The following is a 19,907-nucleotide window of genomic DNA, read 5'->3' as shown; positions in this document are numbered from 1 at the left end:
GGCGGGAAATTTCAAGCGGAGGCAAAAATTTCTGCCTCCGTTTGGTTAAAAACGAATCTTGTGGCGGCCGGCCAGCGAGTGCGACAGCGTCGTCCCGTCAACCATTTCCAGTTCGCCGCCCACCGGCACGCCGTGGGCGATACGGCTGGCTTCCACACCATATTGCGCGCAAAGCTCAGCAATATAGTTAGCGGTCGCTTCGCCTTCCACCGTCGGGTTGGTGGCGAGGATCAGTTCCTGGATTTTCTCGGACGCCAGACGCTGTTCCAGCCGGTCAAGGCCAATGTCGTCCGGGCCGATGCCGTCGAGCGGTGACAGATGCCCCATCAGCACAAAGTAACGACCGGAAAACTGCCCGGTCTGCTCAATGGCGTAGATATCTGCCGGGCTTTCCACCACACAGATTTGACCGTTTTCCTGGCGTCGCGGGTTGCTGCAAATATTGCAGACTTCCTGCTCGGTGAACGTGCGGCAATCGGCGCAGTGGCCGATTTCCGACATCGCCCGAGTGAGCGCCTGTGCCAGCCGCATGCCGCCGCTGCGATCGCGCTGCAACAGCGTAAACGCCATACGCTGCGCCGACTTCGGGCCAACGCCCGGCAGGCAGCGCAGTGCTTCCATAAGCTGCGTTAACAGCGGGCTGGTCTGCATCAGAACGGCATCTTAAAGCCTGGCGGCAGCGACATACCGGAAGAGACGGAGGCCATTTTCTCTTTCTGCGTTTCGTCAATGCGGCGAGCGGCATCGTTAAAAGCAGCGGCAACCAGATCTTCCAGCATTTCTTTGTCGTCTTCCAGCAGGCTCGGATCGATCTCCACGCGACGGCAGTTATGCGCGCCGTTGATGGTCACTTTCACCAGACCCGCGCCCGATTCGCCGGTCACTTCCAGCTGCGCGATCTCTTCCTGCACTTTCTGCATTTTTTCTTGCATCTGCTGGGCCTGCTTCATCAGGTTACCCAGACCGCCTTTTCCAAACATAGGCTTCTCTCTTTAGCTGTGGTGACTGACCAGAGTGATAAGTCACATTCAGGGTTGAAAACGGGTAGCCGCGGCTGCCCGTCAAAGGGGGCGAATACTCTCTTCGTCCAGATCCGCATCGAAAAATCGTTGCAGCGTCTGAATGTTGTTATCCGCAATGATCGACTCGCGCGCCTGCGCAAGTTTTTCCTCATAGATTGCCTGTCGCCACTCCAGCGGCGTACGCACTGCCGGATTATCATCTTCAATGATAGTCAGTTCAACTGCCGCGCCGTGTAATTCACTCAGCGCCTCGCCCAGCGTTTTCAACGCGCCCTGCGAGTTTAGATGGCGCTGAGAGCTACGCAAATGCAGGCATATTCGCTCACCGTCCTGCTCTTTCCAGGCGTTCAGCGCAACCTGCTCGACCAGTTTCGGCAGTTTGAGCTGGCTGACTTCTTTCGCCCAGGCGTCGCGTTCTATCGCTTCTTCCGCCAGTTTTTTCGCCAGCTCTGGCGTTTTTTCATGCTCGAGCGCTTTTTTCAACGCTTTTGGCGTAGCGACAACTTCTTTTACCGTTTCCACGACCGTTGTCGCTTTCCAGCGGTAGGCTTCTTTTTTGGCCGGAGCCTGTTCGAGCGCAGACGGAGCCGGGCGCGATTGCACACGCTCGGTCACCGAAGCCAGTCGTTCCAGCGCGGCGTTACTCACCGGCCGCGCGCGAGTTGCGGCTGCCGGTTCACTCTTTTTTGCTTTGTCTGCTCCCTGCGCACGTTGCAGTTGTCTGCGCGCTGCCAGCACCTGGCTGGTTGCATCGGGCATCGGCGCATCTTGCGGCGGTGGCATCTGCGAAGGCATTTGCGGTGCGGCAGCAACCTGCTGCGGCGAGACTACCGCCGTGGGTGCCACGGGAGCAAAAGATTGTTGTGGAGCTTCCGGCGCGGCCAGCGGCATACGCGGGTGGAAAGCCAGCGCGCGCAGCAGCGTCATCTCGACGCCCATACGCCTGTCCGGCGCAAACGGCAGCTCTTTGCGGCCAATCAGCAGCGTTTGGTAATAGAGCTGCACATCGGCGGGCGGCACAGTGCGAGCCAGTTCGCGCAGACGGTGTTCAACCGGCGCCATATCGCTGCCAAGCGCCGCAGGCGTGAGCTGAACCATCGCGATGCGATGCAGTAACGTTTGCATTTCCAGCAGCAACGCATCCCACTCGACGCCGCGCGAGGCCGCATCGTTCACCAGCGACATTGCACGTTCGCCATTGGCGGCGACGACCGCTTCAACCAGCGAAAGCGCCTGGTCGTCATTCAGCGTGCCGAGCATTGAACTGACCACTTCAGCGGAAAGCTGGCCGTTGCCGCTGGCAATCGCCTGATCGGTCAGACTCAACGCATCACGCAGGCTGCCGTCGGCGGCGCGCGCCAGAAGTTGCAGCGCGCGGGGCTCGTGCTCAATCTTCTCGTCATCGAGAATATGTTCGAGCTGGTTACGGATCTGGTCGACATCCAGCGCCTTAAGATGGAACTGCAGGCAGCGGGAGAGAATGGTCACCGGCAGTTTTTGCGGGTCGGTGGTCGCCAGCAGGAATTTGACATGCTCGGGCGGCTCTTCCAGCGTCTTTAACAGCGCGTTAAAGCTGTGACGCGAGAGCATATGCACTTCATCAATAAGATAAACTTTGAAACGCCCGCGCGCCGGTGCGTACTGTACGTTGTCCAGCAGATCGCGCGTGTCTTCCACTTTGGTGCGCGACGCGGCGTCAATTTCTATTAAATCAACAAAGCGGCCCTGCTCGATTTCGCGGCAGTTATCACAGACGCCGCACGGCGTGGCGGTAATGCCGGTTTCGCAGTTAAGCCCCTTCGCCAGCAAGCGGGCAATAGAGGTTTTTCCGACACCACGGGTGCCAGAAAACAGATACGCATGATGGATGCGTCCTGAAGATAAGCCGTTCGCCAGTGCGGTCAGCACATGCTCCTGGCCGACGACGTCAGCAAAAGTTTGTGGTCGCCATTTTCGGGCTAAGACCTGATAACTCATTGGCAGGCTCTGAAACGCTGGAAGGTGGATTTACGAAGGGATAATGCTAACACAGCCATGCTGTGAATACACTCCATCCCTCAGGCGTGAGGAATGGAGGTAATTGGCGTACACAGCGCGATTAATGCCCCGGGAACGGCACCAGGCTATAGCTGGTAATGCCCTGTTTTTGCAGGCGCTGTTCGCCGCCAAGGTCGAACAGATTAATGATAAATGCGGCGTCGGTCACTTCACCACCCAGACGGCGAATCAGTTTTACCGTCGCCTCAATGGTGCCGCCAGTCGCCAGCAGATCGTCCACCACCAGCACTTTATCGCCGGGCTGGATCGCATCAACGTGGATCTCTAACTGATCGGTACCGTACTCCAGCTCATAGCTTTCGGCGATGGTTTCGCGCGGCAGTTTACGCGGTTTACGCACCGGTACAAAACCGACGCCCAGACCAAGTGCGACCGGCGCGCCAAACAGGAAGCCGCGCGCTTCGGTACCGACAACTTTGGTGATCCCGGCGTTTTTATAACGCTCAACCAGCAGTTCAATGCTGAGAGCGTACGCTTTCGGGTCTTCCAGCAAACTGGTGACATCACGGAACAGGATGCCCGGTTTCGGGTAATCCTGAATGCTTTTGATGCTGTTTTTAAGAAATTCAAGCTGCTGCGCAGTCGCTGTCATGGATTTTTGCCTGATAGAAACGGTATTACTCACGGTGACGCGCGTTGAAGGTTTGATGTAACCACTGATTAACATTTAATCAGCCGCACCCGTGCTCGAAAACGCTCGAATTTACTGGCAGTCCGCCACAATTGCAACTGCCTTCGCTGCGCTTTATGGTTTTTGTTGCTTTGCGTCAATCACCGGGATGCGCCACATAAAGAAAAGCAGACAGGCCAGAACGACCAGCAACAGAATACGTACCCATAGCATGTTCACGAAATATAATGAAATGGCGAACGTAACCAGGATGACCGCAATCGCGCGCGGCTTCGCGCCCGGTGGCATTGCACGGTACTGCTGCCAGTGGCGCAGATAACCACCAAACCAGGAACGGTAGAGCAACCACTGATGAAAACGCGGCGAAGAGCGGGCGAAGCACCACGCCACCAGCAATATAAATGGGGTGGTCGGGAGCAGCGGCAATACCACGCCGAGCGTACCAAGGGCTACCGCCAACCAGCCTATGATGATTAAAATAGTGCGTTGCATAATGCGAATCGTTATCAGAATGAGCGGCTAATGTAGCACAGTCAGGGTGATTTACAGGGGGAAGACGCGTGAAAAGCGCCGTGCTTTTACAGAGGCTGGAACAACAACTCGCGACGCTACGCCAGCAGGTCGCACCGCTGGCGCAACACGCCACGGTAAGCGCCCGTTTTGACAGGCATCTTTTTCAAACCCGCAGTACGCGGATGCAATCTTATCTTGATGAAAGCACAGCGAATATGGCGGCGTTGCGCCACGCGGTTGAGCATGGGCGGCTGGAACAAGTAGTCTGGCTGGCGGAGCATTTGACCGCGCAAATCGCGGCGTTGACGCGCGAAAGCGCCGTCTGGTCGCTACGCGAGTGGGATCACGCTTCGCCGGGCATTGCACGCTGGCAGCGCAGACGTCTGAAACATCAGGAGTATGAGCGTCGACTGCTGGCGATGAAACAAGAACGCGAACAGCGTTTGCGCTCGGTCACTACGCTTGTTGAACAGCAACAGTTGCATAAAGAAGTTGAAGTGTTTGCCGGCAGGCTCGCTCGCTGCCGCCATGCGCTGGAGAAGATCGAAGGCGTGCTGACGCGCTTAACCCGTTAACCCAGGAGAGAAAATGTCACTGGAAAATGCCCCGGATGAGGTCAAGCTGGCGGTGGATTTGATTATGTTGCTGGAGCAGCATGATATTGCGCCTGAGCTGGTGCTGAAGGCGCTGGAAATTGTAAAAAAAGATTTTGAAAACAAACAACTGGATGCCCCTCTCCCGTAAGAGAGGGGAACGCGTTTATTGCGCGACCGACGGTGTCGGATCGTCACCTTTTAGCTCACGCTTCACTTCGGTCAGCTCATCACCTTTATCATTACGCAGGTGCACTTCCAGCTGATTGAAGGCGATATCAATATCATTGTCGCGACACAGTTTATCGATGGTGCGGTTGAGCTCATCCACCGTATAGCTGCGATCGCGCAGTTCACGCACATACAGACGCAGCTCATGATCCAGCGTGCTGGCGCCAAAAGTAGTGAAGAAGACAGCTGGTTCGGGATCGTGCATCACTTTTGGATGCTCCATCGCCGCTTTCAGCAGAACTTTTTTCACCTTGTCGAGATCCGAACCATACGCCACGCCAATGCGGATCACCACGCGGGTAATGGTATCTGACAATGACCAGTTAATCAGACGTTCAGTGACGAACGCTTTGTTCGGGATAATGACCTCTTTGCGGTCAAAATCGGTAATGGTGGTGGCACGGATACGGATTTTACTGACCGTACCGGAGAAGGTGCCAATGGTTACCGTATCACCTATGCGCACCGGGCGTTCAAACAGAATAATCAGGCCGGAAACAAAGTTACCGAAAATTTCCTGTAAGCCGAACCCCAGACCAACCGACAACGCGGCTGCCAGCCATTGCAGTTTATCCCACGAGACGCCAAGCGAGCCGAACACGGTTAACGCGCCAACGGCAATGATGATGTAGTTAAGGATAGTGGTGACGGCATAGGACGAACCCTGGCGCATATTCAGCCGCGAGAGGATCAGCACTTCCAGCAAGCCCGGTAAGTTGCGGATCAGCGCCCATGCCACCACAAAGACAATCACCGCAAACAACAAGCTGCCGAGCGTCACGCTTTTCGTCACCGCCGCGCCGGCTTCAGTACCGTTGTAATGCCACAAGGTGATACTGTCGAGGTAAGCGAAAACGGTGATCAAATCAGACCAAATCGCCCAGAACACCACGCCAAACAGCGCCACCATCACCAACATCGTGATACGCAACGTTTGCTGGTTGACCTGCTCCAGCGCAATGGTCGGCTCTTCTTGCGGTTCAGCCCCTTCCGCGCCCTCTTTCACCATATTCTGCCGACGCGCCAGCGCACGACGATACGCAATACGGCGTGCCGCTACGCTTAAGCCACGCAGCACCGTCTGGTAAAGCAGGTTCCAGATAATGACCAGGTAAACCGTTTCAATCCAGCGCCCGGAGAGGCGCAGCGTGGTGTAGAAATAACCCGTCGCCGTCAGCACCATTAAGGCAATGGGTACAATCGCCAGCACGGTAACTGTCACCAGACGCATGCTGTGCGACTCTTTATCACGCCAGCTTTCGCGGAACATCGGCCACACCAGCGCGGTGATCACCAACAAGTTGATCAGAATGACAAACTGCCCGATCACATCGTCCATCAGATGCAACGGAGAGAGTTCCGATACCACCGACCAGAAATGCAACGGCAATAATGCCAGGCTGATACGAACAATCTGCCGACGCCAGTGGCTGGTGAGCTGTGCAGGCATATTAAAGTGGCTGACCGCAACGCCGTCTTTTTCCAGCACTTTCCAGCACAGGCCAAATACCAGCCAGAACAGCGCCAGTTTTTTACTGAATGCCCACAGCAGCTCGCTAATGTTTAGCTGCATGGTTAGCAGGATCAGGCCGACCGCCAGGATTAGCAAACAGACCGGCAAGGCACGAATCAGATCGATAAAAATCGCTTTCGGCGTATGCAACTGGCTGTCGCTACGCAGTTGCCCGACCTGGGCGGCGAGTTTCGCCTGGTAGCTTTTCAGCCAGCGCAAACGCCAGCGAATCACCCCGGCAATCAGCAATAATGGCAAACCGGCCAGAAAAGCAATGGCCACCGCTGGCCAGGCTTTTTCCCAGTTAACGGTGATTTTGGTGCTTTTAACCTGGTCGCGTAACGCTTTCGGGAAAGATTTGAACCACTCCCAGTCCATCGGCTTATTACTGTTTACCCAAAAGATTTGCTGGGTCAGGATCTCTTGCAAGCTTTTCGACACGCTCATCAATTGCTGCTGATTCACCTGCAAGTTGATGGCCATCATCAGCTGATTACCAAGCTGCTTGTTCAGTTGATCGAGCAGTTCGCGGCGCATATCTACTACTTGCAACAGCGCGTCATGAACCTCGTCGTTAACGTCGGCCTGGTGCCCCTCTTCCAGTTTGGCGACAAAGTTATCGCTCTGGAACAGGGCATCACGCTGCTGGTTGATGTCGAACTGCTCAAGACGCAGATCCGCAATGCGGTTGGTCATATCTTCCAGTTCATCCGCCGACGGTAAGGTCTGCTGTTGCTGGTAGAGAATACGCGACAACAGCAAGCTGCCTTTCAATACGGAAATCTGTTCTTTTATATTGCGCTCAGACTGCAACGCACGATCGAGCCAGTTTTTCACCTTGATGTTCTGCTGCACCAGCGCGTTACCGCTCTCTGTCGCGGCAATCAATTTCTGGCTCAGTTGATGGTTAATATCCAGCTCTTGTTTTACCAGCGGGTTCGCCTGGATGCGCGCCGTTTCGTCCGGCGTGACCGCTTCTTGCGCGGTTTTTTCGGTTAGCGTCAGGCGCTTGCTGTTTACCGCTTCCTGCAATAACTGGAGCTGGTGTTCAAGGCGGTTACTGTTCGCAGTAACGTAATCACGCTGCTTTTGCAACGTATCTTGCAATACCGTATTGCCTTCGAGGCTTTTGCGCAGCTGTTCGATCTGCGCATTGAGTAATGCCTGCTGTGCCTGCAACAGATTTTGCTGCGAAGGACGCAGAGCGCCTTCACCCGCCGCAGTGCCGTTCAGACGGTTGCGAATTTGCTGCAGCTGCTGCGAAGCGGAGTACATAGAATTCTGCACACGCTCCGGCTGAGTCTGTAAGGACACCAGTTGGCTGTTGTAATTGGATAAGTCGTTTTGCGCGGTTTGCAGATCTTCCAGCAGTTGTGAAACGCGGGATTCCAGTTGGCGCAGGGAGAGCGAGGCCAGCGTTTTACGCGTCTCGTCGTCGTTGTCTTTATCGTTAAGCGCGTTGAGCGCATCTGTTGCCTGGCGCAGTTTGTCTGGCGCCTGGGCAACTTTCTGCTTGAGCAGCGCGGTTTCTTGCTTGACCCGGTCAATTTTATCGAGCGTGTCCAACGTCTCCGTTAAATCCTGGATAACTAATTTGTCCTGCGCGGAGTGCTCTTTTTGCTTATTCAACGCGTCAAGCTGGCTTTGCACATCGGTGCGGGAAGGCAAATCGTTGGTTGTCTGCGCCCGGGCGACGTTACTCGCAAGGCAAATAATGACAAGAAACAATGCGGCGGCAAAAGCGGCGAACGTGTTTCGCGTGCGATAGTTGTGCAACATAATTTGAGCGATCGTTTTCTGTTCGGGAAGGCGGCCGGAATAGCCACGCGCGCAAGAATATCACGCTGTTATGCAACAACCTAGCGAAGTGAGAAACCTCCAGGAGAAATCCTGGCGGCTTGTAATGTTATGCGTTAAGCGCGTGCTGCTCAGCGCGTAGCGTCGGGCAGAGCTGACACATCTCAAGCAAAACAGAAACGTAATCACGCGCTTCTTTTTTGAGATCAAAAGATTGCGGAGCAAAGAGCCAGTTTTCCATAATGCCTGAAACATAGGCGCGTATAAGCACTGCGACGCGGCGGGTCAGTAAATTGTCCGGCAGCAATTTTGCTTGCATACATTCGCGAAGTGTAAGCTCGATTCGATCATAACTTTCCAGGCACAAATTCCGCTGCGCTTCTTGCACAATCGCCATTTCGCCGACAAACTCACATTTGTGAAAAATGATCTCCATCATTAAGCGACGCCGTTCTTCAACAACTGTTGCTTCAAGGATATAAACCAATATTTCTCTTAATACAGAGAGTGGATCGCCGGGGAATTTTGCCCGATACTCAGTCTCAAGATCGCTAATACTGGACTCTGATAGCTCCCATATTTCACTAAACAAATCCGACTTGTTTTTGAAGTGCCAGTAAATCGCGCCGCGAGTCACGCCTGCCGCCTGCGCAATTTCAGCCAGCGACGTTGCAGAAACGCCATTCTGCGAAAACAGACGCATGGCGACATCAAGAATGTGCTGACGAGTCTCCAGCGCCTGTTGTTTGGTTTTTCGTGCCATATGTTGGTGAATTTACAGGAGTCAGATTTACATACATTTGTGAATGTTTGTACCATAGCACGACCATAATATAAACGCAGCAATGGGTTTTTGGGCCATTGATCCATTGATCAATTTGAAATCGGACACTCGAGGTTTACTTATGAACAAAAACAGAGGGTTAACGCCTCTGGCGGTCGTTCTGATGCTTTCGGGCAGCTTAGCGCTTACAGGATGTGACGAAAAACCTGCGCAGCAGGGAGCAGGCCAGATGCCAGAAGTTGGCGTCGTAACGGTCAAAACTGAACCTCTGCAAATCACCACAGAACTGCCGGGCCGAACCAGTGCGTACCGCATTGCGGAAGTCCGCCCGCAGGTTAGCGGCATTATTTTAAAACGCAACTTCACCGAAGGCAGTGACGTTGAAGCAGGTGTCTCGCTCTATCAGATTGATCCGGCAACTTATCAAGCAGCTTACGACAGCGCGAAAGGCGATCTTGCTAAAGCGCAAGCTGCCGCGAATATCGCGCAGATGACCGTGAATCGTTATAAAAAACTGATCGGCACCAAGTACATCAGCCAACAGGATTACGATACCGCCCAGGCGGATGCACAGCAGGCTAATGCGTCGGTTATCGCCGCAAAAGCAGCGGTTGAAAGCGCGCGCATCAATCTGGCTTACACCAAAGTGACCTCGCCCATTAGCGGCCGCACCGGTACGTCAACCGTGACGGAAGGCGCGTTAGTGCAGAGCGGGCAAACGACTGCGCTGACTACCGTGCAGCAGCTTGATCCGATCTACGTTGATGTAACCCAGTCGAGCAACGACTTCTTGCGCCTGAAACAAGAGATGGCAAATGGTTCTCTGAAACAGGAAAACGGCAAAGCGAAAGTGCAGTTGGTCACCAATGACGGCATTCAGTATTCGCAAGCCGGTACGCTGGAGTTCTCTGGCGTGACTGTTGACCAGACCACCGGTTCTATCACGCTGCGTGCGGTGTTCCCGAACCCTGACCACACTCTGCTGCCGGGCATGTTTGTGCGCGCCAAGCTTGAAGAAGGTGTAAATCCGAACGCGATGCTGGTTCCGCAACAAGGCGTTGCCCGTACGCCGCGCGGCGATGCAACAGTGATGGTTGTGGGCGAAGGCGACAAAGTTGAAATCCGTAATATCACTGCGACTCAGGCCATTGGCGACAAATGGCTCGTAACGGATGGCCTGAAAACCGGCGATCGCGTGATCATTACTGGTTTACAAAAAGTCAAACCGGGCGCGCAGGTGAAAGCGCAGGAAGTGACTTCTGACAATAAAGAGCAAGCCCAGGCCGGCGGCCAGTCAGAAAAACCGAAGTCTTAACTTAAACAGGAGCCGTTAAGACATGGCTAAGTTTTTTATCGATCGCCCCATATTTGCGTGGGTTATCGCGATTATCATCATGCTGGCGGGGGCGCTTTCGATCCTCAAGTTGCCGGTAGCGCAGTATCCGACGATTGCGCCACCGGCAATTCAGATCACGGCTTCCTACCCAGGTGCTGATGCGAAAACGGTGCAGGATACCGTAACGCAGGTTATCGAACAGAACATGAACGGTATCGATAACCTGCTGTATATGTCCTCTGCCAGTGATTCCTCTGGTACGGTTCAGATCACTATCACCTTCGATTCCGGTACTGATGCGGATATCGCGCAGGTTCAGGTGCAGAACAAGCTGCAACTGGCGATGCCGTTGTTACCGCAAGAAGTGCAGCAGCAAGGCGTTAGCGTTGAGAAATCATCCAGTAGCTTCCTGATGGTTCTCGGTATGATCAGTACTGATGGCTCAATGACGCAGGAAGATATCGCCGACTATGTAGGCGCGACCATTAAAGATCCGGTCAGCCGTACTGCGGGCGTGGGTGATGTTCAGCTGTTCGGTGCGCAGTACGCGATGCGTATCTGGATGGATCCGAACAAACTCAATAACTTCCAGCTGACGCCGGTTGACGTGATTACGGCTATTAAAGCGCAGAACGCCCAGGTAGCGGCTGGTCAGTTAGGCGGTACACCGCCGGTGAAAGGGCAGCAGTTGAACGCCTCTATCATCGCGCAGACCCGTCTGACCTCGACCGAAGAGTTTGGCAAAATCCTGCTGAAAGTGAACAGCGATGGCTCGCAGGTTCGTCTGCGCGATGTCGCGAAGATCGAACTGGGCGGCGAAAGCTATGACGTTATCGCCCGCTACAACGGTCAACCGGCAGCCGGTCTGGGGATTAAACTGGCGACCGGTGCGAACGCACTGGATACCGCCGAGGCAGTACGCGGCACGATCGCCAAACTGGAACCGTTCTTCCCTCACGGTCTGAAAGTGGTTTACCCGTACGACACCACCCCGTTCGTTAAGATTTCTATTAACGAAGTGGTGAAAACGCTGGTTGAAGCGATCGTGCTGGTGTTCCTGGTGATGTATCTGTTCCTGCAGAACTTCCGCGCAACGCTTATCCCAACCATAGCGGTGCCGGTGGTGCTGCTCGGTACTTTCGCCATACTCGCCGCGTTTGGCTACTCGATAAACACCCTCACCATGTTTGGTATGGTGCTGGCGATAGGTCTACTCGTAGACGACGCCATCGTGGTGGTGGAAAACGTCGAGCGTGTGATGATGGAAGAAGGCTTGCCGCCGAAAGAGGCGACACGCCGCTCGATGGAGCAGATTCAGGGCGCGCTGGTCGGTATTGCACTGGTTCTGTCAGCCGTATTTATCCCAATGGCCTTCTTTGGTGGTTCTACCGGCGCTATCTATCGCCAGTTCTCGATCACTATCGTTTCTGCGATGGTGCTCTCTGTACTGGTGGCGTTGATCCTGACGCCAGCGCTGTGCGCCACGATGCTGAAACCGGTCGCAAAAGGCGATCACGGCGAAGGTAAAAAAGGCTTCTTCGGCTGGTTCAACCGCATGTTCGAGAAGAGCACGCACCATTACACCGACAGCGTGGGCAATATCCTGCGCAGCACCGGTCGTTATTTGCTGCTCTACATCATCATCGTTGCGGGCATGGCGGTGCTGTTTGTACGTCTGCCAAGTTCGTTCCTGCCGGATGAAGACCAGGGTGTATTTCTGACCATGGCTCAGCTGCCTGCGGGTGCAACCCAAGAACGTACGCAGAAAGTGCTGGATGAAGTGACGAAGTATTATCTGGAAAACGAGAAAGACAACGTTAACTCCGTCTTTACCGTTAACGGTTTCGGCTTCTCCGGTCGCGGTCAGAACACCGGTCTGGCATTCGTTTCGCTGAAAAACTGGGATGAACGTCCAGGTGAAGCGAACAAGGTTCCTGCGATTGCGGGCCGTGCCAGCGGACACTTTGCGTCGATTAAAGATGCGATGGTCTTCGCCTTTAACCTGCCAGCGATTGTCGAGCTGGGTACGGCTACCGGCTTTGACTTCCAGTTAATCGACCAGGCTAACCTCGGCCATGAGAAGTTAACGCAGGCGCGTAACCAGCTGTTTGGTGAAATCGCGCAGCATCCGGATCTGCTGGTCGGCGTGCGTCCTAACGGGCTTGAAGATACACCGCAATTCAAGATCGATATCGATCAGGAAAAAGCGCAGGCGCTGGGCGTATCGATTAGCGATATCAACACCACGCTGGGAGCAGCATGGGGTGGTAGCTACGTTAACGACTTCATCGACCGTGGTCGCGTGAAGAAAGTGTACGTGATGTCGCAGGCGAAATACCGCATGCTGCCAAGCGACATCGGTAACTGGTACGTCCGTGCGACCGATGGTCAGATGGTGCCGTTCTCAGCCTTCTCAACAACGCACTGGGAATATGGTTCACCGCGTCTGGAACGTTACAACGGTTTGCCGTCAATGGAACTTCTTGGTCAGGCGGCTCCGGGTAAAAGTACCGGTGAAGCAATGGCCATGATGGAAGAGCTGGCCAGCAAGTTGCCTACCGGTATCGGCTATGACTGGACGGGGATGTCCTATCAGGAACGTCTCTCCGGTAACCAGGCGCCAGCGCTGTACGCCATTTCGCTGATTGTGGTCTTCCTCTGTCTGGCGGCACTATATGAGAGCTGGTCGATTCCGTTCTCGGTCATGCTGGTGGTTCCGCTGGGGGTTGTTGGTGCATTGCTGGCGGCGACTTTCCGTGGCCTGACCAATGACGTGTACTTCCAGGTAGGCCTGCTGACAACCATTGGCTTGTCGGCGAAGAACGCGATACTTATCGTCGAATTCGCCAAGGATCTGATGGATAAAGAGGGCAAAGGGCTGATAGAAGCGACGCTCGAAGCAGTACGTATGCGTTTGCGCCCGATTCTGATGACGTCTCTGGCGTTTATCCTCGGGGTACTGCCGTTGGTTATCAGCTCCGGTGCAGGTTCCGGCGCACAGAACGCTGTAGGTACCGGCGTAATGGGTGGGATGATCACCGCAACCGTACTGGCTATCTTCTTCGTTCCGGTGTTCTTTGTGGTGGTCCGCCGCCGCTTTAGCCGCCGCAGCGAAGATATCGAACACAGCCACAAGGTTGAGCACCACTAAGTTTCTCAGTCTCTATATTAGAAAAGGCCGCACGTAGCGGCCTTTTTCACATCAACTTATCCGTCCATAAACGGCCATTAAAAGCATTTATTGTCTATTTGTTTATTTTATGCTGCAAATATAAGGCATATAATTACTGTGTATTTGTGATAAAAATTTGGTCGCCAGGTAATACTCTTAATTAGCTGGTACAATCAGATTAAGTCAGAAAAATCCTGGTATAAAAATATTCCTATTTGAGGAATAATCTCAACTGCGCTAACTTAATGAATCGTAAGGATGCGCGAACATTAAATCGCATAAACGCGACATTTTATCTCCATTGAATTGATTGCTATTTCGTCCATTTTGGACAGGAAAACATATTATTTGTAATTTTTCATGATGGCACCATGAAATCCTATTCAGACTAGCTTATAGTTATATCAACATCATAAAGCAGCCTGTGTCTCTGGTCAGAGCAGAAGTTTCCCATCCAGAAACAGCGTTTGGTTAGTAAAAAAATTACCACTCAGAAGGGGATGCGTTATGGACGAATACTCGCCGAAAAGGCATGATATCGCGCAGCTCAAATTTCTCTGCGAAACGTTGTACCATGATTGCCTCGTTAATCTTGAAGAGAGCCATCATGGGTGGGTTAACGATCCTACATCAGCAATCAATTTGCAGTTAAACGAGCTGATAGAACACATAGCCACTTTCGCACTTAATTATAAAATTAAGTACAATGAAGATAATAAGCTGATTGAACTGATAGACGAATACCTCGACGATACGTTTATGTTGTTCAGTAGCTATGGCATAAATACACACGACTTACAGAAATGGCGTAAAACAGGTAACAAATTGTTCCGCAGTTTCGTCAATGTAAGCAAGGCTAATCCTGTTAGCCACTCTTGTTAATTTTTCAACACTAAGGTGAAGGTATGTCCGAAAAACCATTAACAAAAATTGATTATTTGATGCGTTTAAGACGCTGTCAGACAATTGATACCCTTGAACGTGTAATTGAAAAAAATAAATACGAACTTCCCGACGAGGAACTCGCGGTGTTTTATTCAGCAGCGGATCATCGTCTGGCAGAACTGACCATGAATAAGCTTTATGACAAAATCCCCTCCTCCGTGTGGAAGTTTGTGCGCTAATTCTCCTGAATGTTTATCGAAGATTTTTCTACCGCAACATGGCGTTCAACCTTGGTGACAGGTGTATCCGCTCCCAATGAATGATGAAAAACAAAAAATGACAGCCGGCCTGCCCTACCGTCCGTCGGATGAAACCTTGCGTGCCGATCGCCTGCGCGCCCGGCAGTTGCTTCATCGCTATAACCATTCAGGCCCGGAGGAAAAAGCTGAACGCAAAGCCATCCTCAAAGATCTTCTTGGTCAAAATGAAGAGGCTTATATCGAACCCAGTTTTCGCTGTGACTATGGGTACAATATTTTCCTCGGTAAGTCGTTTTACGCTAATTTTGATTGCGTGATGCTCGATGTCTGCCCTATTCATATCGGCGACAATTGCATGCTGGCGCCTGGCGTACATATCTACACGGCAACGCATCCGGTTGATGCCGCGGAACGCATAAGCGGCATTGAATATGGTAAACCCGTCACCATTGGTCATAATGTCTGGATTGGCGGGCGAGCGGTGATTAATCCTGGCGTCACTATCGGGGATAACGCCGTCATTGCTTCCGGTGCGGTTGTGGTCAAAGATGTACCACCTAATGTGGTCGTCGGCGGTAACCCGGCGCAAATCATCAAGACATTGCCCCCCAGTGCGCTGTAACTGTTATCGTTTTTTGTGGTGAAACTGTTACTTTTTTCATACATGGTGGCAACTTAAAATAGACTGTCCACCTGCAAAACAGTATCAACAAAGGCGTAAGATGACAGAGATACAGCGGCTGCTCACCGAAACGATTGAAGAGATAAATCAGCGCGAGAAACGAGATAACCGGCCGCGCTTCAGCATCAGTTTTATTCGCAATCACCCCGGCTTGTTTATCGGTATGTATCTGGCCTGGCTGGCTACGCTCGCCGTGATGCTGCAATCCGAAACCCTCTCCGGTTCTGTATGGTTGCTGGTTGTGCTGTTCATCGTGCTAAACGGCTTTTTCTTTTTCGATGTTTACCCGCGCTACAACTACGACGATATCGATGTTCTCGATTTTCGCGTCTGTTATAACGGCGAGTGGTACAACACCCGTTTTGTGCCTGATGGTTTGATTGAAGCCATTCTTCACTCGCCGAGAGTGGATGACGAACACAAAGTGCAGCTACAGAAAATGGTTGAGCGTAAAGGCGAACTCTCTTTTTACGATGTCTTCACCCTTACCCGCCCTGCTGGCGCACAATCAGCCGGTTAAGCGCACTCACCGCCGCCGGAAACCGCGCGGCGGAGGTATTACCATAACCCAGAACCAGCCCACTTGATGCCGCGTTTTGCTTAAGCCAGAAACGGCTTAACGCATGCGGCGCAAGCTGGAGTTTATGCGCTTCGCGCACAAGAGCCTGATCGTCAATTCCCGGTATCGACAACGCCAAATGCAGCCCCCCTCCGCCGCCATAAATATGATGCTCAACCCGCATTTCACTGTGTAACGCCTCCAGCAAATGTGCCTGCCGCTTGCGATAGAGACGCCGCATCGCCGCCAGATGGCGCGTGTAATGTCCCTCTTCAATAAAACGCGCCAGCGTCAGTTGCTCCGCCCGGTGGCCGCCGCGCAATAAACTACCAATAACCGGCGCGGCCGCCTGCGCCAGGGCAGGCGGCATGACCATAAAGCCAATACGCAGCGAGGGAAACAGCGTCTTGCTGAATGTCCCGATATAGACCACCGGCGGATGAGCCACCATGCCGAGCATTGCAGGAATAGGCTCGCCGGGATAGCGGAACTCGCTGTCATAATCATCCTCGATAATCCAGCTCCCTGTGCGACTGGCATAATCCAGTAGAGCCAGTCGTCGGGTGGCGCTCATCACCTGGCCTAAGGGATATTGATGCGATGGCGAGGAATAAATAATGCGCGGCGTAGTTGCCGTAATATCCAGCCGCATTCCTTCATTATCGACGCCGATTCCCGTGACATTTAGCCCCGCCGATAAAAACGCAGTTTTTGCTCCGCCATAGCCAGGCTCTTCCACCCACGCTTCATCACCGGCATCGCACAACAAACGTACACACAGCATCAGTGCTTCCTGCGCACCTTCAGTGATCACAATCTGTTCGGCGTCACAATGAATACCGCGGGAAATTGCCAGATGGCGCGCAATTGCCGCGCGCAGGCGCAGTTCACCGGCAGACGCCCCATAATTCAGTAGCGCGTTGCCCTCGTCGCGCCATACTCGCTCCGTAAGACGCCGCCAGATAGCCAGCGGAAAATAGTTGGCGGCGGGAATGCCAGGAGTAAATGCCAGCGCGGGTGAATAACGCTGCACACCGCCGGGCAACTGTTGTACGCCGCAAGCCAGCCTGACCGGTGGCGGTGTCTGCGATGAACGTTCAACATTTGACAGTGTGGCGACACGCGTTCCTTGCCGATCACGCAATACATAGCCCTCCACCGCCAGTTGCTCAAGCGCCGTGTTAACGGTATTGCGTGAAAGCACCAACGCCTGCGCCAGCACACGTGAGCCCGGCAACAGGCTGCCCGATTTTAACCTGCCGTTAAGTATCGCATCACGCAGCGCCAGATAAAGCGTCCGCTGCCGCGTCGCGCCCGTGCGCGCCGCCAGCGGCTGGCGCAGTAGTGCATATAACTCATCGTCCGGAATGTTCATTTCCCGCTCTCAATCGTGGCCCCATAAGACTATAACGGCATGGCTCTTTTTAGGGAACCAGTACCACGCTACGCTGGCAGCACATCAAAAGGAGCCACAATGAACGCATTCAACATATATCAACAGCCGATTGGCGCAGCGCTGCCGGACTGGCAACCGCGACCTTTACCCGGGCGAGTAGTACTGAAAGGCGATTATTGTCGTCTCGAACCCTTGCAGCCAGGCCACGCCGCCGCGCTGTTTCAGGCGCATCAACGTGCGGGGGACAACCGTAGCTGGACATGGTTGTTACGCGAGCCCGAGCAGGATGAAGCCGCGTTTGGCGCGTGGGTCGCCAGCGTATGTGACCTTCGCGATCCACTTCATTTTGCCGTTATCGATAAACAAACCGGCTTGCCGGTTGGCAGCTTATCGTTGATGCGCATTGATGAAAAAAACGGTGTGGTAGAAGTGGGCAGCGTGCATTTTTCGCCCCTGCTAAGCCGTACCCCGGCATCGACAGAAGCGCAATGGTTACTGATGCGCTATGTTTTCGACACGCTTGGCTATCGCCGCTATGAGTGGAAATGCAACAGCCTGAATGAACCTTCACGCCAGGCCGCGCTGCGCTTAGGTTTTCAGTTTGAAGGCCGCTTTCGTCAGGCGCTGGTGAGTAAAGGACATAACCGCGACACAGACTGGTTTTCAATTATTGACAGTGAATGGCCAGCAGTGGATAGCGCGCTGCAACGCTGGCTTGCCGCCGATAATTTTAGTGCTGACGGCAAGCAGCGTTATTCCCTGGCATCGCTTCGCGCTTAGCGTCTTTTCTTTTTACCCTGCACGGCTTTGAAGCGCGGGTTAGATTTGCAAATCACGTACAAACGCCCCTTGCGCTTAACGATTTGGCAGTCAGGGTGGCGTTGTTTCGCACTGCGTAGTGAATTCAGCACCTGCATCATTTACTCCTTTTTATCAGCAAAAAAGCGGCCATAACGCTGCTGGAAACGTGCCGCACTGCCTTCGTTAGCAATCACTTTCTGTTTACCGGTGTAATACGGGTGCGAAGCCGAAGAGACGTCAATCGTGACGTACGGATACGTTACGCCTTCCAGCTCAATTTCGCGGTCCGTTTTAATGGTCGAACCCACTTTAAAATACTCATTGGCGCTGGTGTCATGGAACACAACGGTACGGTAATGGGGATGGATATCAGGTCTCATTATTTACTCTTTTGTTTTGTTATAACATAACAAAAGTCTATCGGACTTGTTTGCCCATTTCAAGCGTTCCGCGTTATGCGTTTTTTGCAAAAGCACATGATCCTGCCCGGTCATAAATTAGAAAATAACGTTATTGGTTGAAGTGCTTGTCGTCAGGCAAGCTGTGACGACACCCAAAAGTGAGGAAAAGAAAATGCGCTGTTGTTGTCCCCGAACCCTGAGCCAGAACCGACATCTTTTTACCGTCCCCGGAGAACACAATGACCGCGACAACACTGCCTATTCTCGATCTCGCCCGCTATACGCAACGCGCTGAGCGCGACACTTTTCTTGCCGAGCTGCGCTATGCCGCACGCGATATTGGCTTCTTTTACCTTATTAACCACGGCGTCGATGACGCGCTACAGCAGGCTGTCCAGCACGAAGCCCGGCAATTTTTTGCCCTTTCTGATGCACAAAAACAGCAAGTGGCGATGATCCACTCTCCGCATTTTCGCGGTTACAACCGCGCGGCATCGGAAATCACCCGCGGGCAGCCTGACTGGCGCGAACAGTTTGATATTGGCGCGGAACGCTCGGCCTTACAGCTCAGTGAAAATGACCCGCGCTGGCGACGTTTACAAGGCCCAAACTTGTGGCCGACGGCGCAGCCGACGCTAAAACCCGCCCTGCTTAACTGGCAACAGGCAATGACCAACATGGCGATCACTTTGCTGCGCGCCTTTGCCGAAGCACTGCACCTGCCAGCCAACGCTTTTGATGCGTTGTATGGCAGCAAGCCCAACGAACATATCAAATTGATCCGCTATCCCGGTCAGCAAAACACGCAGAGCTCACAGGGTGTCGGCGCGCATAAAGATTCAGGTTTCCTCAGTTTCCTGCTGCAGGACGAGCAAAAAGGGTTGCAGGTCGAAGTCGAACCTGGTCGCTGGGTGGATGCCTTACCGCTGTCAGGCAGCTTTGTGGTCAATATTGGCGAGTTGCTGGAACTGGCGACAAACGGTTATCTGCGCGCCACCGTGCACCGCGTGGTCTCCCCCCCGGCCGGCCGGCAGCGTCTCTCTATCGCCTTCTTCCTCGGCGCGCAACTGGATGCCGTCGTCCCGCTTTATACACTGCCTGCTGAGCTGGCACAGGAAGCGCGCGGGCCAGAGAGCGACCCACAAAATCCGCTGCTGCGCGACGTGGGATGGAACTACCTGAAAGGGCGTCTGCGCTCCCACCCGGATGTGGCGGAACGCTATTACCGCGATGTGCTGCGCGAACGCACAGAACAACTGATCGTCTAATAACA

At 53.5% G+C, this 19,907-nt stretch carries 20 protein-coding genes and 1 other annotated feature; of the genes, 10 read left to right on the top strand and 10 right to left on the bottom strand.

Annotated elements, in window-relative coordinates:
- Positions 1-45 precede the first annotated feature (45 nt).
- From recR to ACFX4U_RS11715, 5 genes are all read right to left on the bottom strand, one after another.
- Positions 46-651 carry a recombination mediator RecR gene (gene recR / locus ACFX4U_RS11735; RefSeq protein WP_017460002.1) on the bottom strand — a complete coding sequence of 202 codons (606 nt, stop codon included), beginning with the start codon at positions 649-651 and terminating at the stop codon, positions 46-48.
- Positions 651-980, bottom strand: a complete 330-nt coding sequence (locus ACFX4U_RS11730; RefSeq protein WP_017460001.1) for a YbaB/EbfC family nucleoid-associated protein — start codon at positions 978-980, stop codon at positions 651-653. The genes recR and ACFX4U_RS11730 overlap by 1 nt, the downstream gene beginning before the upstream one ends.
- A gap of 81 nt (positions 981-1,061) precedes the next feature.
- Positions 1,062-2,999 (bottom strand): DNA polymerase III subunit gamma/tau, encoded by a 1,938-nt coding sequence (gene dnaX, locus ACFX4U_RS11725; protein ID WP_313506459.1) that lies wholly within the window; start codon positions 2,997-2,999, stop codon positions 1,062-1,064.
- Positions 1,665-1,729: a sequence feature (DnaX frameshifting element), on the bottom strand. (Overlaps the previous gene by 65 nt.)
- A 121-nt stretch (positions 3,000-3,120) precedes the next feature.
- Positions 3,121-3,672, bottom strand: coding sequence for an adenine phosphoribosyltransferase (gene apt / locus ACFX4U_RS11720; RefSeq protein WP_017459999.1), 552 nt, complete (start codon positions 3,670-3,672; stop codon positions 3,121-3,123).
- A gap of 153 nt (positions 3,673-3,825) precedes the next feature.
- Entirely contained in the window at positions 3,826-4,203 is a 378-nt protein-coding gene (locus tag ACFX4U_RS11715) for a DUF454 family protein (protein WP_313506458.1), read from the bottom strand.
- Positions 4,204-4,271: 68 nt separating this feature from the next.
- On the opposite strand from ACFX4U_RS11715, the gene priC reads away from it, so the two are divergent.
- Positions 4,272-4,799, top strand: a complete 528-nt coding sequence (priC, locus tag ACFX4U_RS11710) for a primosomal replication protein N'' (protein WP_313506457.1) — start codon at positions 4,272-4,274, stop codon at positions 4,797-4,799.
- Positions 4,800-4,812: 13 nt separating this feature from the next.
- Positions 4,813-4,968, top strand: a complete 156-nt coding sequence (rsmS, locus tag ACFX4U_RS11705) for a pleiotropic regulatory protein RsmS (RefSeq protein ID WP_200552943.1) — start codon at positions 4,813-4,815, stop codon at positions 4,966-4,968.
- 15 nt (positions 4,969-4,983) lie between these two features.
- Here the strand turns inward: rsmS and mscK are convergent, their stop codons facing one another.
- Positions 4,984-8,340: a mechanosensitive channel MscK gene (gene mscK / locus ACFX4U_RS11700; RefSeq protein ID WP_313506456.1), complete on the bottom strand. Its 3,357-nt coding sequence runs from the start codon at positions 8,338-8,340 to the stop codon at positions 4,984-4,986.
- A 127-nt stretch (positions 8,341-8,467) separates the two neighbouring features.
- Complete coding sequence (gene acrR, locus ACFX4U_RS11695; RefSeq protein ID WP_200552945.1) at positions 8,468-9,121, bottom strand: multidrug efflux transporter transcriptional repressor AcrR; 654 nt, start codon at positions 9,119-9,121, stop codon at positions 8,468-8,470.
- A gap of 142 nt (positions 9,122-9,263) precedes the next feature.
- Here acrR and acrA point away from each other — a divergent pair, with 142 nt between their 5' ends.
- The 6 genes from acrA to ACFX4U_RS11665 all read left to right on the top strand — a co-directional run bounded on the left by acrA (position 9,264) and on the right by ACFX4U_RS11665 (position 15,997).
- Positions 9,264-10,457: a multidrug efflux RND transporter periplasmic adaptor subunit AcrA gene (gene acrA / locus ACFX4U_RS11690; protein WP_289889788.1), complete on the top strand. Its 1,194-nt coding sequence runs from the start codon at positions 9,264-9,266 to the stop codon at positions 10,455-10,457.
- A gap of 22 nt (positions 10,458-10,479) precedes the next feature.
- Complete coding sequence (acrB, locus tag ACFX4U_RS11685) at positions 10,480-13,629, top strand: multidrug efflux RND transporter permease subunit AcrB (protein ID WP_305736915.1); 3,150 nt, start codon at positions 10,480-10,482, stop codon at positions 13,627-13,629.
- 528 nt (positions 13,630-14,157) lie between these two features.
- Positions 14,158-14,532 (top strand): Hha toxicity modulator TomB, encoded by a 375-nt coding sequence (gene tomB, locus ACFX4U_RS11680; protein ID WP_017459991.1) that lies wholly within the window; start codon positions 14,158-14,160, stop codon positions 14,530-14,532.
- A 23-nt stretch (positions 14,533-14,555) separates the two neighbouring features.
- Positions 14,556-14,774 carry an HHA domain-containing protein gene (locus ACFX4U_RS11675; RefSeq protein WP_017459990.1) on the top strand — a complete coding sequence of 73 codons (219 nt, stop codon included), beginning with the start codon at positions 14,556-14,558 and terminating at the stop codon, positions 14,772-14,774.
- 76 nt (positions 14,775-14,850) lie between these two features.
- Positions 14,851-15,417, top strand: coding sequence for a maltose O-acetyltransferase (gene maa / locus ACFX4U_RS11670; RefSeq protein ID WP_313506455.1), 567 nt, complete (start codon positions 14,851-14,853; stop codon positions 15,415-15,417).
- A gap of 100 nt (positions 15,418-15,517) precedes the next feature.
- Positions 15,518-15,997, top strand: a complete 480-nt coding sequence (locus ACFX4U_RS11665; protein ID WP_313506454.1) for a YlaC family protein — start codon at positions 15,518-15,520, stop codon at positions 15,995-15,997.
- On the opposite strand, the gene ACFX4U_RS11660 is transcribed toward ACFX4U_RS11665, so the two are convergent.
- Positions 15,963-17,411 carry a PLP-dependent aminotransferase family protein gene (locus ACFX4U_RS11660; RefSeq protein WP_313506453.1) on the bottom strand — a complete coding sequence of 483 codons (1,449 nt, stop codon included), beginning with the start codon at positions 17,409-17,411 and terminating at the stop codon, positions 15,963-15,965. The genes ACFX4U_RS11665 and ACFX4U_RS11660 overlap by 35 nt on opposite strands.
- Before the next feature lie 99 nt (positions 17,412-17,510).
- Here ACFX4U_RS11660 and ACFX4U_RS11655 point away from each other — a divergent pair, with 99 nt between their 5' ends.
- Complete coding sequence (locus ACFX4U_RS11655) at positions 17,511-18,212, top strand: GNAT family protein (protein WP_313506452.1); 702 nt, start codon at positions 17,511-17,513, stop codon at positions 18,210-18,212.
- Here ACFX4U_RS11655 and ykgO read toward each other — a convergent pair.
- Both ykgO and ACFX4U_RS11645 read right to left on the bottom strand, forming a co-directional pair.
- On the bottom strand, positions 18,209-18,349 hold the full coding sequence (gene ykgO, locus ACFX4U_RS11650) for a type B 50S ribosomal protein L36 (RefSeq protein WP_025263710.1): 141 nt from the start codon (positions 18,347-18,349) through the stop codon (positions 18,209-18,211). The two genes, ACFX4U_RS11655 and ykgO, sit on opposite strands and share 4 nt — an antisense overlap.
- A gap of 3 nt (positions 18,350-18,352) precedes the next feature.
- Positions 18,353-18,613 carry a type B 50S ribosomal protein L31 gene (locus ACFX4U_RS11645; RefSeq protein WP_017459984.1) on the bottom strand — a complete coding sequence of 87 codons (261 nt, stop codon included), beginning with the start codon at positions 18,611-18,613 and terminating at the stop codon, positions 18,353-18,355.
- Between the two features lie 260 nt (positions 18,614-18,873).
- Between ACFX4U_RS11645 and ACFX4U_RS11640 the strand changes: the two genes are divergently transcribed.
- On the top strand, positions 18,874-19,902 hold the full coding sequence (locus ACFX4U_RS11640; protein ID WP_313506451.1) for an isopenicillin N synthase family oxygenase: 1,029 nt from the start codon (positions 18,874-18,876) through the stop codon (positions 19,900-19,902).
- Positions 19,903-19,907: the final 5 nt, after the last annotated feature.

The sequence above is a fragment of the Kosakonia sp. YIM B13588 genome, from assembly GCF_042788165.1.
GTDB classification, from domain to species: Bacteria; Pseudomonadota; Gammaproteobacteria; order Enterobacterales; family Enterobacteriaceae; genus Kosakonia; species Kosakonia sacchari.
The sequence above is the reverse complement of the archived record's forward strand: the minus strand, read 5'-3'. Positions and strand labels throughout refer to the sequence as shown.

Bases quoted from the DNA above. Each gene is read 5' to 3' on its own strand.
- acrR (WP_200552945.1), bottom strand. From the start codon at position 9,121: ATGGCACGAAAAACCAAACAACAGGCGCTGGAGACTCGTCAGCACATT.
- ACFX4U_RS11730 (WP_017460001.1), bottom strand. From the start codon at position 980: ATGTTTGGAAAAGGCGGTCTGGGTAACCTGATGAAGCAGGCCCAGCAG.
- ACFX4U_RS11645 (WP_017459984.1), bottom strand. From the start codon at position 18,613: ATGAGACCTGATATCCATCCCCATTACCGTACCGTTGTGTTCCATGAC.
- apt (WP_017459999.1), bottom strand. From the start codon at position 3,672: ATGACAGCGACTGCGCAGCAGCTTGAATTTCTTAAAAACAGCATCAAA.
- ACFX4U_RS11660 (WP_313506453.1), bottom strand. From the start codon at position 17,411: ATGAACATTCCGGACGATGAGTTATATGCACTACTGCGCCAGCCGCTG.
- recR (WP_017460002.1), bottom strand. From the start codon at position 651: ATGCAGACCAGCCCGCTGTTAACGCAGCTTATGGAAGCACTGCGCTGC.
- dnaX (WP_313506459.1), bottom strand. From the start codon at position 2,999: ATGAGTTATCAGGTCTTAGCCCGAAAATGGCGACCACAAACTTTTGCT.
- ykgO (WP_025263710.1), bottom strand. From the start codon at position 18,349: ATGCAGGTGCTGAATTCACTACGCAGTGCGAAACAACGCCACCCTGAC.
- rsmS (WP_200552943.1), top strand. From the start codon at position 4,813: ATGTCACTGGAAAATGCCCCGGATGAGGTCAAGCTGGCGGTGGATTTG.
- acrB (WP_305736915.1), top strand. From the start codon at position 10,480: ATGGCTAAGTTTTTTATCGATCGCCCCATATTTGCGTGGGTTATCGCG.
- acrA (WP_289889788.1), top strand. From the start codon at position 9,264: ATGAACAAAAACAGAGGGTTAACGCCTCTGGCGGTCGTTCTGATGCTT.
- ACFX4U_RS11655 (WP_313506452.1), top strand. From the start codon at position 17,511: ATGAACGCATTCAACATATATCAACAGCCGATTGGCGCAGCGCTGCCG.
- ACFX4U_RS11640 (WP_313506451.1), top strand. From the start codon at position 18,874: ATGACCGCGACAACACTGCCTATTCTCGATCTCGCCCGCTATACGCAA.
- ACFX4U_RS11675 (WP_017459990.1), top strand. From the start codon at position 14,556: ATGTCCGAAAAACCATTAACAAAAATTGATTATTTGATGCGTTTAAGA.
- ACFX4U_RS11665 (WP_313506454.1), top strand. From the start codon at position 15,518: ATGACAGAGATACAGCGGCTGCTCACCGAAACGATTGAAGAGATAAAT.
- mscK (WP_313506456.1), bottom strand. From the start codon at position 8,340: ATGTTGCACAACTATCGCACGCGAAACACGTTCGCCGCTTTTGCCGCC.
- ACFX4U_RS11715 (WP_313506458.1), bottom strand. From the start codon at position 4,203: ATGCAACGCACTATTTTAATCATCATAGGCTGGTTGGCGGTAGCCCTT.
- tomB (WP_017459991.1), top strand. From the start codon at position 14,158: ATGGACGAATACTCGCCGAAAAGGCATGATATCGCGCAGCTCAAATTT.
- maa (WP_313506455.1), top strand. From the start codon at position 14,851: ATGAATGATGAAAAACAAAAAATGACAGCCGGCCTGCCCTACCGTCCG.